Annotated in this window: 13 protein-coding genes; 6 read left to right on the top strand and 7 right to left on the bottom strand. The window is 62.2% G+C overall.

The annotated features are described in order from the left end of the window. Nucleotides 1-46 precede the first annotated feature (46 nt). From argS to ACE3TY_RS09165, 3 genes are all read left to right on the top strand, one after another. Nucleotides 47-1,810 carry an arginine--tRNA ligase gene (gene argS, locus ACE3TY_RS09175; RefSeq protein WP_374652724.1) on the top strand — a complete coding sequence of 588 codons (1,764 nt, stop codon included), beginning with the start codon at nucleotides 47-49 and terminating at the stop codon, nucleotides 1,808-1,810. A 639-nt stretch (nucleotides 1,811-2,449) separates the two neighbouring features. Further along, nucleotides 2,450-3,079, top strand: coding sequence for a transcriptional regulator (locus ACE3TY_RS09170; RefSeq protein WP_374652723.1), 630 nt, complete (start codon nucleotides 2,450-2,452; stop codon nucleotides 3,077-3,079). A gap of 12 nt (nucleotides 3,080-3,091) precedes the next feature. Continuing rightward, on the top strand, nucleotides 3,092-4,225 hold the full coding sequence (locus ACE3TY_RS09165; RefSeq protein WP_374652722.1) for an aminotransferase class I/II-fold pyridoxal phosphate-dependent enzyme: 1,134 nt from the start codon (nucleotides 3,092-3,094) through the stop codon (nucleotides 4,223-4,225). 156 nt (nucleotides 4,226-4,381) lie between these two features. Here ACE3TY_RS09165 and ACE3TY_RS09160 read toward each other — a convergent pair whose 3' ends face one another. The 3 genes from ACE3TY_RS09160 to aspS form a co-directional block, all read right to left on the bottom strand. Beyond that, nucleotides 4,382-4,981, bottom strand: coding sequence for a nucleoside triphosphate hydrolase (locus ACE3TY_RS09160; RefSeq protein ID WP_374652849.1), 600 nt, complete (start codon nucleotides 4,979-4,981; stop codon nucleotides 4,382-4,384). Nucleotides 4,982-5,019: 38 nt separating this feature from the next. Then, nucleotides 5,020-6,057, bottom strand: a complete 1,038-nt coding sequence (locus tag ACE3TY_RS09155; protein ID WP_374652721.1) for an agmatine/peptidylarginine deiminase — start codon at nucleotides 6,055-6,057, stop codon at nucleotides 5,020-5,022. Nucleotides 6,058-6,179: 122 nt separating this feature from the next. Then, entirely contained in the window at nucleotides 6,180-7,961 is a 1,782-nt protein-coding gene (aspS, locus tag ACE3TY_RS09150) for an aspartate--tRNA ligase (protein WP_374652720.1), read from the bottom strand. 177 nt (nucleotides 7,962-8,138) lie between these two features. On the opposite strand from aspS, the gene rnd reads away from it, so the two are divergent. Next, nucleotides 8,139-9,317, top strand: a complete 1,179-nt coding sequence (gene rnd, locus ACE3TY_RS09145; protein WP_374652719.1) for a ribonuclease D — start codon at nucleotides 8,139-8,141, stop codon at nucleotides 9,315-9,317. On the opposite strand, the gene ACE3TY_RS09140 is transcribed toward rnd, so the two are convergent. From ACE3TY_RS09140 to ACE3TY_RS09125, 4 genes are all read right to left on the bottom strand, one after another. Further along, the gene (locus ACE3TY_RS09140; RefSeq protein WP_374652718.1) at nucleotides 9,314-10,027 is read right to left on the bottom strand and encodes an HAD family hydrolase; all 714 of its coding nucleotides are present in this window, start codon (nucleotides 10,025-10,027) and stop codon (nucleotides 9,314-9,316) included. The genes rnd and ACE3TY_RS09140 overlap by 4 nt on opposite strands. Before the next feature lie 4 nt (nucleotides 10,028-10,031). Continuing rightward, a complete protein-coding gene (gene choV, locus ACE3TY_RS09135) occupies nucleotides 10,032-11,273 on the bottom strand; it encodes a choline ABC transporter ATP-binding protein (RefSeq protein WP_374652717.1) in 1,242 nt (413 codons plus the stop codon). A 15-nt stretch (nucleotides 11,274-11,288) separates the two neighbouring features. Continuing rightward, a complete protein-coding gene (gene choW / locus ACE3TY_RS09130) occupies nucleotides 11,289-12,134 on the bottom strand; it encodes a choline ABC transporter permease subunit (RefSeq protein WP_374652848.1) in 846 nt (281 codons plus the stop codon). Nucleotides 12,135-12,268: 134 nt separating this feature from the next. Further along, complete coding sequence (locus ACE3TY_RS09125; RefSeq protein ID WP_374652716.1) at nucleotides 12,269-13,210, bottom strand: glycine betaine ABC transporter substrate-binding protein; 942 nt, start codon at nucleotides 13,208-13,210, stop codon at nucleotides 12,269-12,271. A gap of 326 nt (nucleotides 13,211-13,536) precedes the next feature. Between ACE3TY_RS09125 and betI the strand changes: the two genes are divergently transcribed. Together betI and betA are read left to right on the top strand one after the other, a co-directional pair. Beyond that, nucleotides 13,537-14,121 (top strand): transcriptional regulator BetI, encoded by a 585-nt coding sequence (gene betI / locus ACE3TY_RS09120; RefSeq protein ID WP_374652715.1) that lies wholly within the window; start codon nucleotides 13,537-13,539, stop codon nucleotides 14,119-14,121. Between the two features lie 7 nt (nucleotides 14,122-14,128). Beyond that, nucleotides 14,129-15,796 carry a choline dehydrogenase gene (gene betA / locus ACE3TY_RS09115; protein ID WP_374652714.1) on the top strand — a complete coding sequence of 556 codons (1,668 nt, stop codon included), beginning with the start codon at nucleotides 14,129-14,131 and terminating at the stop codon, nucleotides 15,794-15,796.

The following is a 15,796-nucleotide window of genomic DNA, read 5'->3' as shown; positions in this document are numbered from 1 at the left end:
CGGGGATGACGTCTTTTTGAGATCAGATAGATAGTTAGCAAACACGATGACTTCCTTCACCACCCAGCTCAGTGAAATCGCCGGTTCCGTCTTCCAGGCACAGGGGCTCGACCCAGCCTTCGGGCAGGTGATCGTCTCGGGACGGCCCGATCTGGGCCAGTTCCAGTGCAATGGCGCGCTGGCCGCCGCCAAGGCCGCGAAATCCAATCCGCGCGGCATCGCCGAGAAAGTGGCCGAGGCGCTGCGCGCCAACCCGATCTTCCGCGACGTGTCGCTGGCCGGCCCCGGCTTCATCAATCTCAGCGTCACCGACGATTATTTCGCCACGGCGATGAACCGCGTGGCCGCCGACCCGCGCCTGGGGCAACCGGCCAAGGGGAAGCCCGAAATCGTCATGCTCGACTATGGCGGACCGAACATCGCCAAGCCCATGCATGTCGGCCATCTGCGCGCCGCCATCATCGGCGATGCCATCCGCCGCATCTTCAAGTTCGTCGGCGACGAAACCATCGGCGACGTGCATATGGGCGATTGGGGCCTGCAGATGGGCATGCTGATTTCGGAGCTCGAAATCCGCCGCCCGGACTTGCCCTATTTCGACGCGAAATTCACCGGCCCCTATCCCAACGCAAGCCCAGTCACCCTGGCCGAGCTGGAGGAGATGTATCCGAAGGCGTCCGGCGATTGCAAAGCGGACCCCGCGCGGCTTGAACGCGCGCGGCTGGCGACGGCGGAACTGCAGGACGGGCGCCCGGGCTACCGCGCCGTGTGGCAGCACTTCTTCGATATCTCGGTTGCCGCGATGAAACGCGACTACGGCAATCTCGGCGTCCATTTCGATCTGTGGAAGGGCGAGGCCTGCGTCAACGACATCATCCCGCCGATGGTTGCCGAGATGCGCGAGAAGGGCATCGCCGTCGAAGACAAGGGCGCGCTCATCGTTCATGTGAAGGAAGAGAGCGACAAGCAGGAAATTCCGCCGCTGATCCTCATCAAGTCGGACGGCGCCGCGATGTATGCGACGACGGATCTTGCGACCATTGTCGATCGGGTCAATTGCCAGAATCCGGACCGTTCGATCTATGTGGTCGACCATCGCCAAGGGTTGCACTTCCTCCAGGTGTTCCGCGCCGCGATCAAGGCCGGCATCAACGGCAAGGGCAAGCTGTTCCATCTCGGCTACGGCACCATGAACGGCGTCGATGGCAAGCCGTTCAAGACACGCGCCGGCGGCGTCATGCGCCTCGACGACCTTATCCAGATGATGTCGGACGAAGCGATGAAGAAGCTCACCGAACATGGACTGGGCTCGGATTATTCCGCAGCGGAACGGGCCGATATCTCCAGGAAGGTCGGCGTCGCCGCGCTGAAGTTCGCCGATCTCAGCAACAACCCGATCGCCAACTACGTCTTCGACCTCGACCGCTTCTCGCGCTTCGAAGGCAAGACCGGGCCCTATCTGCTCTACGCCGCCGTGCGCGTGAAGTCGCTGCTGAAAAAGGCCGAGGCGCAGGGCGACAGACCGGGCACGATTCTCTCGCCTGAGGAAGGCGAGCGCGATCTGATGCTGATGCTGGGGCAGATGCCGGACGCGGTCGACGCCGCCTATGCCGAACTCGCACCCAACCGCATTGCCGACTTCGCCTTCAACCTGGCGCAGACCTTCAGCTCCTATTACAGCGCGTTTCATATCCTCTCGGAACAGGACGCCGCCCGCCGCCGGTCGCGCCTGGCGCTGGCCGAGTTGGTGTTGAAGGAGCTGGAACTCTGCCTCGATCTTCTCGGCATTGCCACGCCGGAGCGGATGTAAGAGTCTTCGCCTCCAGCCCCCTCCCGACCAGGTGGGAGGGGTTTAATGGGCGAATAGCCGTCACTTGCGGCCCCCCTCCCAACCTCCCCCTGAAGGTGGGAGGGGTTTTCTTTCTTCTCCTCCCACCTTCAGGGGGGAGGCCCGTCGGCGAATGCCGACATGCGTCGGCGGGTGGGGGGCTGTGGCTGAAAATTCTCTCCTCTCCAGTCTCTCTTCCCTCTCTCTCCAGATCCCCATCCGAAACCGCTCGGGCAGATCATGCCGGCCGTTCGTTTCGGCCGTGACGGGTGCTGCTGCCTGCAGCACCGAAGGGGAACCCGGTCACCGCGTCGGGTCCGGCGGGGGCCGCCAACCGCTGCGGCCCAAGGGGAGCGTCCTGTGACCCGGGACTCGCGGGGGATCGCTCATCCAACCGATCCGGGAGGCCGGTTTGACCCCCGGCCTGGGGTTGCTCCGGATAAGGGAGCGGATATGGCGGCCTGCGCCTCGATGAGGCTTGCGCCGCGGACAACCGAGCGGTTCCGGCTGGGGACCGGAGGTGATGTGTGCACAGCTGTATTAGTATCAAATTCCTAGCATCTTGTCAAGAACAAACAGGGAATATTGACAATTCGTCTAATTTGGACTATCGCTCTCCACATGAGCCGCAAACTTTCCAAATCGCCAGGCAGCCTTGCCTTGCATTTTCCGACCGCCGCCGCCATCGCCGCGCTGCTGGCGCCGCAGGCGGAAGTGGTGGTGCACGATCTGCGCAACGATCGGGTGGCCGGTATCTGGAATGCCTTTTCCAAGCGCAAGGTCGGCGATCCATCGCATCTGGGCGACGATCCCGAACTTATCGGCGAGAAGGATGTCCATGGGCCTTACGAGAAGGCAGCGCCGGATGGCGGGCGGTTGAAGTCGATCAGCGCCGTCTTGAAGGATGAGACGGGCCGGCGCATCGGATTGCTGTGCATCAATTTCGATCTCGCCATCTTCGACCAGGCGATCGGCCTGCTCGGTGCGTTCACGCGGGCGGGGCAGCCGCGCCCCGAACCGATCTTCGCGCAGGATTGGCGCGAGCAGATCAATCTGGGCATCCGCGCCTTCCTGCAGGAGCGGCAACTGACCTTGAAGGCGCTGGCGCGCGAAGACCGCGTCCAGCTGGTTTCCTATCTCGACGAACGCAATCTCTTTGCCACCCGCAAGGCCGCGCAGCATATCGCCGATGCGCTCGGCCTCTCGCGCGCAACGATCTACAATTTGCTGGCCGACGCCCGGCAGAGCTGAAGGACGAAAACGATGACGATGCTGCCCGACTTCCGCCTGGAGACATATCTCGGCAAATGGGAATTTGCCTGCCGCTATCACATGACGGCGTCGGACATGCAGACCCTTAGCCTCAAGGAACTGCTGGCAATGGCGACGCCCGAGGACCGCGCCGCCTTTGAGGAACTGCCGCTGCATTACATCGAGCCCACCGGCACCGCGCCCTTACGTGCCGCCATTGCCGCGACCTATGAAGGCGTCAAGCCGGAGGATATCCTGGCCTTTGCCGGCGCAGAGGAAGGCATTTTCTGCGCGATGCACGCGCTGCTCGATAAGGACGATCACGCCATCGTCGTGACGCCCAACTATCAATCGAGCGAGGAGCTGCCGCGCGCCTTGTGCGCCACCACCGGCGTGGCGCTCGATCCGGCCAGGAACTGGGCGCTCGATCTGGACCGGGTGAAAGCGGCGATCCGGCCCAATACCAAGCTCATCGCCATCAACTTTCCGCACAACCCGACCGGCAAGGTGATCGACCGTAAGACCTTCGACGGATTGGTGGCACTGTGCCGGCAGCACGGCATCTGGCTGTTCTCCGACGAGGTCTATCGCGGGCTTGAACGGTCAGCCGATATCCGCCTGCCCTCCGCCATCGAGGCATATGAGAAGGGCCTGACGCTCGGCGTCATGTCGAAAGCCTATGGATTGCCGGGCCTGCGCGTAGGGTGGATTGCGTCGAAGGACCACGCCCTCCTCTACAAGATGGAGCGGATGAAGCACTATCTTTCCATCTGCAATGCCGGTCCCAGCGAGCATCTGGCGGTCGTCGCCCTGAAAGCGTCGGAGAAGATCATCGGGCGCAACCGCGACCTCATCGGGCGCAACCTCGCCGCCGTCGATGCCTTCTTTGCCGAGTTTCCGGACCTGTTCGACTGGCGGCACCCGGACGGCGGCTGCATCGCCTTTCCGCGCTATCTGGGCAAGGATGGGGTCGAGACGTTCTGCCGCCGCCTGGTGGAGGAAGCCGGCGTCGTGCTGCTGCCAGCCAGCCTCTACCGATCCGAACTCACCTCGACGCCCAGCGACCGCTTCCGCATCGGCTTCGGGCGCAATCATGTGCCGGAAGGTTTGGCGGCGATGCGGGCGTTCCTGCGTGGCAACACCTGACTTCCAGAGCGTTCCGGCATTTGACGGAAACGCCCCTCACCCCCCCCTCTCCCCGCTGTCGCGGGGCGAGGGAGTTTCGACCGCGCCTCAGCAATAAGCCCTTCGCCCCGCCCTCGTATATCTGCATTCGGCGACGGGCGGATCATCCGCTTTTCCTCATGCGATCAACCTGTAGTCCGCGGCTGCACTTTCCTTCAGGACGAGCTCGGCATTGGGGATGTCATTGCCGCGTGCCTTCGCTTCGGCGGCCGCCGGCGAAAAGCCGTGATCGTGCCAGCGTTGGATGAGGCGCCGCTCCAGCTCGGCGAGCGACACGGGAAGGAAGATGGTGAGGTCGAAGAGCGGCCTCAGCCTGGCCCAGGGCTCCTGCTTCAGCAGCAGGTAGTTGCCTTCGACCAGCAGGATGCGCTGTGCCGCTGTCACGATGCGGGCGCCGGCGCGGGCGAGTTCCTGGGTGCGGTCGAAGACCGGCAAGGCCACTTCCGCTTCGCTGCCGCGCAATCTGGCGAGCAGGTGATAGAAGCCGGCGGCATCGAAAGTATGCGGCGCCCCTTTGCGCGGGAGATCGCCGCGTGCTTTCAAGACGGCATCGTCGAAATGATAGCCGTCCATCGGCACGACTGATGCCGGCGAACCTTCGATATCCCGGTTGAGGCGATCACATAGGGCCTCGGCGAGCGTGCTCTTGCCAGCACCCGGCGGACCGGCGATGCCGACCATGAGACGCCGGTTCGCGGATGCTCTTGCTGCGATCAGCGCAGCAAGGGTGCCTTCGTCAATGCCGCGCGGCTCGGTCAGAGCGGCCTGGCGATATTGCCGGCCGGTTGCGGCAGGCAGATGGAATGGATGCCGCCGCCGCCATAGGCCAGTTCGATGGCCGGGAGTTGCACGATCTCGCGCTTCGGGTAGATGCGGGTGGCGACGTCATAGGCGCGCTTGTCGGCCGGGCCGTCTTCGAAGGCCGGCAGGATGACGGCGCCATTGGGCAGATAGAAATTCACATAGGACAATGCCAACCTGCGCCCCTCGGCGTCGAAACGGGGCCTGGGCTGTTCGACCTCGACAATCTCCAGCTCGCGGCCATTGGCGTCGCGGGTCTGGCGCAGGCGCTGGATATTGTCGGCGCAGACCTTGAAGTTCGGGTCGGCCGGATCGCTGCAGGATACCGCGAGCACAACGCCCGGCCGCACGAAGCGCGCCAGATTCTCCACATGCCCGCCGCGCATATCGTCCTGCAGGCCTTCGCCAAGCCAGATGATGTGACGCACGCCGAGCATCTGAATGAGCTGCTCCTCGACCTGCTCCTTGCTCAAATTCGGATTGCGATTGGGATTGAGCAGCACGCTCTCGCTGGTCAGCAGCGTGCCTTCGCCATCGCTGTTGACGGCGCCGCCCTCGAGGATGAGCGACCCTGCGTAGCGGCGCATCTCTATCCGGTTCAGCACGGACTCGGCGACGGCGGCGTCGCGTTCGAAATCCTCGAAGCGATGGCCCCAGGCGTTCCAGCCCCAGGTCACACCGGCAACATCGCCGCTGCCGGAGACGACAAAGCCCGGCCCCATATCGCGTATCCAGCAATCGTCGTGCGGCAAGGAGATCTGGCTGACGCCGGAGCCCGTCGCCAAGGAAACCTCGGCGACATTCTTCGGCTTGGTGATCATCGACACCGGTTCGAATTCCGCAATGCCGTTGGCAAGCTCGGCCACGCAATCGCGTGCCGCATCCAGATGCTCGCCCCAGCTTTCGGCGCGGGTCGGCCAAGCCATCCAGCAACGGGCATGGTCTGCCCACTCGGCCGGAACGGTAAAGCCGTCATCGAAGGGTAAGGACATCCGCTCCCCTGGATATTGGTCCGATCGTTCCGACGCCCGCCAGCGTTTGATTGGCTGGTCCATTTCCCGCCGGTTTGGGTCCGGTGGGGCCTCCACGGCGTGGAATTTCGCGGGATACTGACCTACTTTTTCGTTAAAGGCAAATCGAGGCGAATGCTCAATTCCTTCAGCCGCGCCGGCGGCACTTCGGTCGGCGCCTGCATGAGCAGATCCTCCGCCCGCTGGTTGAGCGGGAAGGCGATGACTTCACGGATATTCTTCTCCTCGGCCAGCAGCATGACGATGCGGTCGATGCCCGGCGCCGAGCCACCATGCGGTGGCGCGCCAAACTTGAAGGCGTTCAGCATGCCGCCGAATTTCTCTTCCACGACCGAGGCCGGATAGCCGGCGATCTCGAACGCCTTGTACATGATGTCCGGGCGATGGTTGCGGATGGCGCCCGACGAGAGTTCGATGCCATTGCAGACGATGTCGTACTGGTAGGCGTTGATCGTCAGCGGATCCTTGTTCAGAAGCGCATCGAGCCCGCCCTGCGGCATCGAGAACGGATTGTGGCTGAACTCGACCTGGCCGGTGTCCTCGTTGAGCTCGTACATCGGGAAGTCGACGATCCAGCAGAACTCGAACTTCTTCGGATCGATGAGACCCAGCTCCTCGCCGAGACGCGTGCGCACGGCGCCAGCGAACTTCGCGGCGACGAGCTTCTTGTCGCAGGAGAAGAAGACGGCATCGCCGTCCTTGAGGCCGGCCTGTTCCTTCAGCTGCGCAAGGCGCGCTTCGTCGAGGTTCTTGGCGATCGGCCCCTTGGGACCCGCCGCTTCGAAGATGACGTAGCCGAGACCGGCGGCACCGCCGGCCTTGGCCCAATCGTTGAGCTTGTCGAAGAAGGAACGCGGGCGCCCGGCAGCACCCGGTGCCGGAATGGCACGCACGACGGAGCCCGCCTCCACCGCCTTGGCGAAGATGCCGAAGCCGGAGCCGCGGAAAACTTCCGTCACATCGGCGATGCGGATCGGGTTCCTGAGATCCGGCTTGTCGGAACCGTAGCGCAGCATGGATTCCTCAAATGGAATCTGCGGGAACGGCATCGCCGATACCACGCGATCCTCGGCGAATTCCTCGAACACGCCATGGAGCACCGGCTCGATCGCCTGAAAGACATCTTCCTGGGTGACGAAGGACATCTCGAAATCGAGCTGGTAGAACTCGCCGGGTGAGCGGTCGGCGCGGCTGTCCTCGTCGCGGAAGCAGGGGGCGATCTGGAAATAGCGGTCGAAACCCGCCACCATGAGGAGCTGCTTGAACTGCTGCGGCGCCTGCGGCAGCGCGTAGAACTTGCCCGGATGCAGGCGCGAGGGCACCAGGAAGTCGCGCGCCCCTTCCGGCGAGGAGGAAGTGAGGATCGGCGTCTGGAACTCGGTGAAGCCTTGCGCGATCATGCGACGCCGGAGGCTCGCGATCACATTGGCGCGCAGCACGATGTTGCGATGCACCTTGTCGCGGCGCAGATCGAGGAAGCGGTGGGTGAGGCGGATTTCCTCGCTGTAATCCTCGTCGCTGTTGACCTGAAGCGGCAGCACATCGGCCGTGCCCTGGACGGTATAATCCTGGATCACCACTTCGATCTCGCCCGTCGGCATGCGCGGGTTGACCGTGTCGCCGGTCCGGGCGACGACCTTGCCGGTCACGGTGACGACGCTCTCAAGGCGGGTCTGCTCAACGCGGCCGAAAATCGGGTTCGAGACATCGAGCACGCACTGAGTCAGGCCGTAATGGTCGCGCAAATCGATGAACACCAGATTCCCATGATCGCGCTTGCGATGGATCCAGCCGGACAGGCGGACGGTCTCGCCCGTGTCTTTGGCACGCAACTGGCCGCAGGTATGGGAACGATAGGCATGCATCTTGGGAAGTCCTTGAAAACAAGCGGATTTTGTAGGGAAACGGTGTTGGAATTCGGGGGCAAAAGACGCGGAAAGCGGCGGATTGTCAAGGGTTTCGGCAGGTCTGCTGCTCGGCGGTCCCGCAATGCAAACGAGGCCCTTCCCTTGACTCGGTGGGTGTCGTTATAGGTTAACCTGATGAACATGGTCGCAGCAAAACAACAGCCCACGGTAATCGCCGACACCGCCACCTTGGCCGCCTTTTGCCAGCGGCTGTCGTCGGCGCCCTTTGTCACCATCGATACCGAATTCCTCCGCGACAAGACCTATTGGCCGGTCCTGTGCCTGGTGCAGCTGGCTGGCCCGAATGAGGCCGCCGCCATCGACGCGCTGGCCGAGGGCATTGATTTAGCACCGCTTTTCGAACTTCTTGCCAATGAGCGCGTGATCAAGGTGTTCCATGCGGCGAGGCAGGATGTGGAGATCTTCGTCCGCATGACGGGCAAGGTGCCGACCCCCCTGGTCGACACCCAGGTGGTCGCCATGGTCTGCGGGTTCGGGGACGCGGCGAGCTACGAGACGCTGGCCACCAAGCTGGCCGGCGCCCGGATCGACAAATCCTCGCGCTTCACCGACTGGTCGCACCGGCCGCTCACCGAGAAGCAGCTGGCCTATGCCCTGTCGGACGTCACCTATCTGCGCACGGTCTATGAGAAGCTGCATGCCAAGGTCGAGAAATCCGGCCGGGCGCATTGGGTCGAGGACGAGATGGCGATCCTCACCGACCCCAACACCTATCGGGCCGACCCCAACAATGCCTGGATGCGGTTGAAGACGCGCAGCGACAAGCCGCGCTTCCTGGCCGTGCTCAAGGAAATCGCCGCCTGGCGCGAGCGCGAGGCGCAGGCCCGCGACCTGCCGCGCAACCGCCTGGTGAAGGACGAGACGCTGCTGGAGATAGCGGCGCACCCCCCGAAGGATGTCGATGCCCTCTCCCGCTGCCGTGGCCTATCGCGCAGCTTTGCCGAGGGGAAGCTGGGCGACGGGGTGCTCGCTGCCGTGCAGCGCGGACTGGATATGCCCGAAGGCGACGCCCCCAAGCTCGATCCGCGCCCGGATATTCCGCCGGGGCTGGGGCCGATCATCGAACTCCTGCGCGTGCTCCTGAAATTCCATTGCGACGAATATGAAGTCGCCCAGAAGCTCATCGCCAATTCAGGCGACCTTGAGGCGCTGGCCGCCAGCGATCATGCCGATATCCAGGCCCTCAAGGGCTGGCGGCGCGAGATCTTCGGCGAGGAAGCCTTGAAGCTGAAGCACGGCAAGCTGGCGCTGACCACGGCCGGCAAGAAGGTCAAGGTCATCACGCTGGGTTAGAGCGCGCTTTCCAGCTCGGCGATGCTTTCGATCACGACATGGGCGCCGTGATCCATCAGATGCTCGCGGTGACTGACGCCGGTAAGGACGCCGATCGCCTTTCCAGCACCGCCGGCACGGGCCATGGCCATGTCGTGCGGACTGTCGCCGACGACCGCGACCATGGCGGGACGCAGGTTCACATGACGCGCAAAGGCTTCCACCATGCCGCCGCCCGGCTTCAGTCCGTGGCCGGTATCGAAGCCGCAGATGAAGTCGAGCGAGCCGTGGACGCCGAAGCGCGCCATCGAGGCGCGGGCGGATTCCTCGCTGTCCATCGTGGCGACACCGAGCGACAGGCCCTTGACGCGCAGCCGCGTGAAGAGCACGTCGAGGTCGGTGACCGGCGTTGCCGCCGTCGCCTGGCGCTTCAGGAACAGCTGGTGCACTTCCTCATAGACGGTGTCATGGTCGGCACGGCCGGCCAGCGTCGCCCAGAGATCGGAAATCTCGCGATTGCTGCCGGAGGCGATCGGCGAGCCGGGCACGTACCTGCCGGTCTCCGGATCCTTGCCGCTTTCCTTGAGTATATGCCGCGCCTTGGCCGGATCGCCACGCGCAACCAGCAGCGCCGCTTCCTCGGTGACCGGCCCCCAGGTCTTGTAGAAATCGAACAGCGTCCCGTCCTTGTCGAACAGGATGGCGTGAATGGATTCTGAAATCTGGGGCACGGGGTCAGACCGCCACTTTGTCGGGGCCGGACGTGTTTACCTTGGCATACTCCGTCTGCCGCAGCATGCCGCGATAGATTTCATGTTCGCCCACCACGCCCAGCAAGGCACCGTCATCGCCGAGCAGGATCAACGGGCGCTTTGTCTGCTGGCGTACGGTAACGGCGGCGCGCATCGGCGTGCGGTCGAGGCCGGTCACCATCATGTTGTTCTCGGCGATCTCGGCCAGGTCGAGTTCGCTCGAATAGGACACGAACTGGGCGGGCCGCCCATTGACCATGAGGTTGATCGGCCTGCCAGCCTCGTCGAGCTGGCAGCGGCAGCGTCCGGCACGGTCGAGCTGGATGAAGCTGGAGCCCGGCTCGCGCACCAGGTCGCCCGCAGGACGCATCAGCGTGCCGCCCTTGAGGACAGTGAGGGGGTTCATCGAGGCGACGAACTGACGCACATAGTCGTTGACGGGGTTGAGGATAATCTCCTCCGGCACGGCGAACTGGACGACCTTGCCGGCCTCCATGATGGCGATGCGCGTACCGATCTTCAGCGCCTCGTCGAGATCGTGGCTGACGAAGATGATGGTTTTCTTGAGCTTGCGCTGCAGTTCGATGAGTTCGTCCTGCAGATGCTCGCGGATCAAGGGATCGAGCGCGGAGAACGGCTCGTCCATCAACAGGATGTCGGCTTCCGTCGCGAACGAGCGCGCGAGGCCCACGCGCTGCTGCATGCCGCCCGACAGCTCGTGCGGATATTTGTCGGCAAACTTGTCGAGGCGCACCAGGGCGATCTTCTCATCGACGATCCGGTCCCGCTCCGCCTTCGCCATGCCGCGAATGTCGAGGCCGAAGCCGACATTGTCGCGCACCGAGAGCCAGGGCATCAGCGCGAATTGCTGGAACACCATCGAGATGCGGTTGCGGCGCAGCTCGCGCAGCGTCTCCTCCGAGCAGCTGGCGACATCGACCTCGCCCTTGCCGGTCGCCACCTGCACATGGCCGCGGCTGACCTGGTTGAGGCCGTTGACACAGCGCAGCAGCGACGATTTGCCCGACCCGGACAGGCCCATCAGCACGAGGATCTCGCCCTCGTTGACATAAAGCGAGGCGTCGTGAACGGCGACGAGGGAGCCGGTTGATTGCAGAATGCTGTCTCGGCCTTCGCCTTTGTCCAGAAGGGAAATCGCTTGGCTCGCATTCTGCCCGAATACGACGTCGACATTCTCGAAACGGACGGCGTTATTGCTTTGCATTGTCGTTCTCCTCGCTCAGCGCTTGCTGTGATCGACGCGCTGACGATATTTCAGCATTCGATCGAGGATGATCGCGAGAATAACGATGGCAAGCCCAGATTCAGCTCCCAATGGCACATTCGCCTGCGCCAGCGCTCGCAAGACCGGCTTACCCAAACCATTGGCACCAACCATCGCAGCGATCACGACCATGGAAAGCGAGAGCATAATAGTCTGGTTCACGCCCGCCATTATCGTCGGCATCGCTGCAGGCAACTTCACCTTTACAAGGAGCTGCCAACGTGTGCATCCAAAACTCTCGCCCGCCTCGATTAGAGGTTTTTGAACCTGGCTTATACCCAAATACGTTAAGCGAATTGGTGCAGGGACCACAAAGATCACAGTCGCCACCAAACCTGGTACAAAACCCAGCCCGAAGAAAAAGAGCACGGGAACCAAGTAAACTAGCGTAGGCAAGGTCTGCATGAGATCCAGGACAGGGCTCATCGCCTGATAAACCCACGGGCGCCGCGACGCCAGGATGCCGATTGGCACGCCGATCAACAATGAAGCAAACGTGGAGTAAAGCACTAGAACAAGCGTTTCAATCGTCTCTTTCCAGAGGCCAAAATTCAGAACGAGCAGAAGCCCAAGAATCGTAAAGATAACTAGTTTCCAGCTGCGCTGAAGTGCAAAGGCAAGAGCTGCTATTCCGACGATAAAGACAAGAGACGGCATCGCTAGGAGCGACCCGCTGGTGCCATCGACGATCCCCTTGATGACAAAGGTGACGATGTCGAAAAACCACTCAAGGTTTTCCTTCATCCAGTCGACAATCGCTTTGCACCACAGGCCGAAGGGAATCTTGTTCGCCGTGATCAGTTTCTCAAGCGATTCCATCGCACTTGCCCCCATCAGTCTGCCATGCCGACTTCTGACATGACAGACACCCCCGAAATGCAGGCGGCCCTGGCACATTCTACCGTGCCAAGGCCGCCCTTAGTCAATTGGAAGTCTTAAAGGCCCAAGCTGGCCTTAACCGCCGCGAGACCATCATTGCCGTCAAGAGTGGTGACGCCGGCCAGCCATGCATCTAGTACGGCAGGATTGGCTTTCAGCCATTCCGCAGCTGCGGCTTCACCATCCTTGCCGCCGATAATGGCTTCCATGAGCGCGCTTTCCTGATCGAGCGAGAACTTCAGGTTTTTGAGCAGCGCGCCGACGTTGGGGCATTCGGCGGAGTACCCCGAGCGGCTCAGGGTATAAACTGTTGCTCCCCCAAATCCGTCAGCCTCGAAGCCGCTGAGATAGTGGAGCGGCATCTTGCCCATAATCGGGTGCGGGGTCCAAGCGAGGAAGGCCACAAATTCATTCTTTGAGATGGCTTTTTCGGCCTGGACGAGCATCCCCTGCTCGCTCGACTCCACCATCTCCCAACCATCGAGACCATTGGCCGGATCGTCGATCTTGGCTTGGACGATGCGGTTGCCGTCATTGCCCGGCTCGATGCCGTAGAACTTGCCGTCGAACTTTTCGGTAAACTTGCCGAGGTCCTTCAGATCCTTGACGCCGGCATCAGCGGCATACTGCGGAACAACTGGGCCGTAACCAGCACCCTCCAGATTGGCGCCGATGCTATCGACCGTCTTCTCTTCGATATAGGGCTTCATTTCGGCCGTCTGACTGGGCATCCAGTTGTCGAGAAAGACATCGAGGTCTTTATTCTTGAGAGACTCCAGGATGACTGGCAGAGCCAGCAAATCGACTGATGTTTCGTAGCCCAGGCCCTTCAACACAGTGGTAAAGAACCCATTGGTAGCTGTGTTATCCGTCCAGCCACCAGCCTCAGCAACTCGAACTTTCTTGCAGGCCTCGCCATCGGCGGCCAGCGCCGCGGTGGCGGCGACGCCCATGACCAGCGACATCGCCGAAGCGGCGAGCAGTTTACGCATCAACATTTGCTTATCTCCCATTTTCCGTTGCCATCCCGAGTACCTGCCCCGCTACTTGCCGTTTGCTTGTGGGCGACTTCAAAGTTAGGGGCAAACTGGCAAAAAAATTACGCCAGGACGCCATGTTATTGTCGAACGGCGGCAAATCCCATCGTTTTTTTTGATTGATCGTCCAATATAAAACAATCAGGATGCCTCGCCCTCCCGGTCAATCCGGCCGAAACAGGGGCTCGGGACGGGCCCAAATCGACCCATGCCGGGCTGGCGCAGTGTGGGACGCGCTGCCGGCGTCGGCAAGAGGGCCCTGGATCAAAGTTCCGCGAGGAGAGGCGATGCCCAAGGTCGGCATGGAGGAAATCAGGCGCCGGCAGCTGATCGATGCGACGATCGCCTCGATCCATGAGATCGGCTTTGCCGACTCCAGCCTGTCGCGCATTTCGGCCAGGGCGGGCGTTTCCACGGGCATCGTGCACCATTATTTCCGCGACAAGGCGGACCTTCTGGAAGCAACGCTCCGGCAGTTGGGCGATTCCTTGCGCGATTCCGTGGTGCGGCGGCTGGAAAATGCCACATCCCCGGTCGAGCGCCTGCTGGCCGTCATCGACGGCAATATCGGCCCCGACCAATTCACGCCGGAAGGTGTCTCCGCCTGGCTCGCCTTCTGGGCACAGGTGCCGAAGAACGAGCGCCTCGCCCGCGTGCAGCACATCATCATTTCGCGCCTGCACGACAATCTGGTGCACGCGCTGAAACTGATGGGCCGGCACGATGCCGAGGATATCGCCAGCGTAACCGAGGCGCTCATCGACGGCCTCTGGTTGCGCGCCGCTCTTTCCAATGACGGCCCCGACCCACGCAATGCGCGCCAGCTTGTATTCGACTATCTCAATGCAAAACTCGATTTGAAACTTGGGTGAACTGATCATGAAATTCGACGCTACCTTCGACTATCTCATCGTCGGCGCTGGTTCCGCCGGCTGCGTGCTGACCAATCGCCTGAGCGAGGACAGCAGCATCAAGGTGTGCGTGCTGGAAGCCGGCCCCAAGGATCATTGGTGGAACTGGCAGATCCATATGCCGGCGGCGTTGATGTATAACCTCTGCCACGACCGCTACAATTGGTATTATCACACCGAACCGCAGCCCCACATGGACAACCGCGTTATGTACTGGCCGCGCGGCCGCGTGCTGGGCGGATCGTCGGCGCTCAATGCCATGGTCTATATCCGCGGCCATGCGCTGGACTACGATCGCTGGGCGTTCAAGGAAAACTGCCCCGGCTGGTCCTATCAGGAAATCCTGCCCTATTTCAAACGCGCGGAGACCCGCGAGAAAGGCGGCGACGCCTATCATGGCGACAAGGGCCCGCTCAACGTTCACACGGGCGACCAGCAGAATCCTCTTTTCGATGCGTTCATCGAGGCGGCGCAGCAGGCCGGCTATGCCTATACCGAGGATATGAACGGCTATCGCCAGGAAGGCTTCGGCCGGATGGACATGACCATCAAGAATGGGCGGCGCTGGTCGACAGCCCAGGCATTCCTGCGCCCGGCCGAGAAGCGCGGCAATGTCACCGTCGAGACGCGGGCGCTGACCAGCCGCATCATCCTCGAAGGCAAGCGCGCCGTCGGCGTCGAGTTCGAGCAGAACGGCCAGATCAAGCGCTACCGCGCAGAGCGCGAAGTGATCTGCTCGGGCGGTGCCATCAACTCGCCGCAACTCCTCATGCTGTCGGGCATCGGGCCAGCGGATCATTTGCGCGAGGTCGGTGTCGAGGTGAAGCACGATCTGCCGGGCGTCGGGCAGAACCTGCAGGAACATCTGGAGATGTACATCCAGCAGCAATGCACCAAGCCGATCACGCTTTACAAATATACCAAGCCGGTGCCGATGGTCCTGGCGGGCATGCGCTGGTTCATGGACCATAAGGGCGTCTGTTCGTCGGCGCAGCTTGAGGCCGGCGGCTTCATCCGATCCGCGGCCGGGATCGAACACCCGAACCTGCAGTTCCATTTCCTGCCCTCGACCGTCAACGACCATGGGCGCGTCAACGGCACGTCGCACGCCTATCAGGTCCATATCGGCAACATGCGCCAGGAAGCACGCGGCTGGATCAAGCTGAAATCGACCAATCCGAAGGACCATCCGCGGATTCAACCTTTCTATCTGCAGACGGAAAACGACCGGCGCGAGTTCCGCGATGCCGTCAAGCTCACGCGCGAGATCTTCGCCCAGAAGGCATTCGACCAATATCGCGGGCCGGAGATAAATCCCGGCGACAATGTGAAGACGGATGCCGAGATCGATGCCTTCATCCGCCGCCGGGGCGACAGCGCCTATCATCCGTCCTGCTCATGCAAGATGGGGACGGACGAGATGGCTGTCGTCGATCCGCAGGCCCGGGTCCATGGCATCGAGGCCTTACGCGTTGCCGATGCGTCGATCATGCCGTCGATCGTCAGCGGCAACCTCAACGCGCCCACCATCATGATGGCGGAAAAATGCAGCGACATGATCCTGGGCAAGACACCGCTGCCCCCGGCCAACGCGCCCGTCTGGCAATCGCCGAACTGGCAGACATCGCAGCGTTAG

Origin of the sequence: Dongia sp. (genome assembly GCF_041918875.1) — a bacterium.
In the GTDB taxonomy this organism is placed as follows: domain Bacteria; phylum Pseudomonadota; class Alphaproteobacteria; order Dongiales; family Dongiaceae; genus Dongia.
This window is presented reverse-complemented; position numbering and strand designations above follow the sequence as displayed.

Coding starts and splice junctions, on each gene's coding strand:
- aspS (WP_374652720.1), bottom strand. CDS start 7,961: ATGCATGCCTATCGTTCCCATACCTGCGGCCAGTTGCGTGCCAAAGAC.
- choV (WP_374652717.1), bottom strand. CDS start 11,273: ATGCAAAGCAATAACGCCGTCCGTTTCGAGAATGTCGACGTCGTATTC.
- ACE3TY_RS09170 (WP_374652723.1), top strand. CDS start 2,450: ATGAGCCGCAAACTTTCCAAATCGCCAGGCAGCCTTGCCTTGCATTTT.
- betA (WP_374652714.1), top strand. CDS start 14,129: ATGAAATTCGACGCTACCTTCGACTATCTCATCGTCGGCGCTGGTTCC.
- rnd (WP_374652719.1), top strand. CDS start 8,139: ATGAACATGGTCGCAGCAAAACAACAGCCCACGGTAATCGCCGACACC.
- ACE3TY_RS09165 (WP_374652722.1), top strand. CDS start 3,092: ATGACGATGCTGCCCGACTTCCGCCTGGAGACATATCTCGGCAAATGG.
- argS (WP_374652724.1), top strand. CDS start 47: ATGACTTCCTTCACCACCCAGCTCAGTGAAATCGCCGGTTCCGTCTTC.
- betI (WP_374652715.1), top strand. CDS start 13,537: ATGCCCAAGGTCGGCATGGAGGAAATCAGGCGCCGGCAGCTGATCGAT.
- ACE3TY_RS09125 (WP_374652716.1), bottom strand. CDS start 13,210: ATGTTGATGCGTAAACTGCTCGCCGCTTCGGCGATGTCGCTGGTCATG.
- ACE3TY_RS09155 (WP_374652721.1), bottom strand. CDS start 6,057: ATGTCCTTACCCTTCGATGACGGCTTTACCGTTCCGGCCGAGTGGGCA.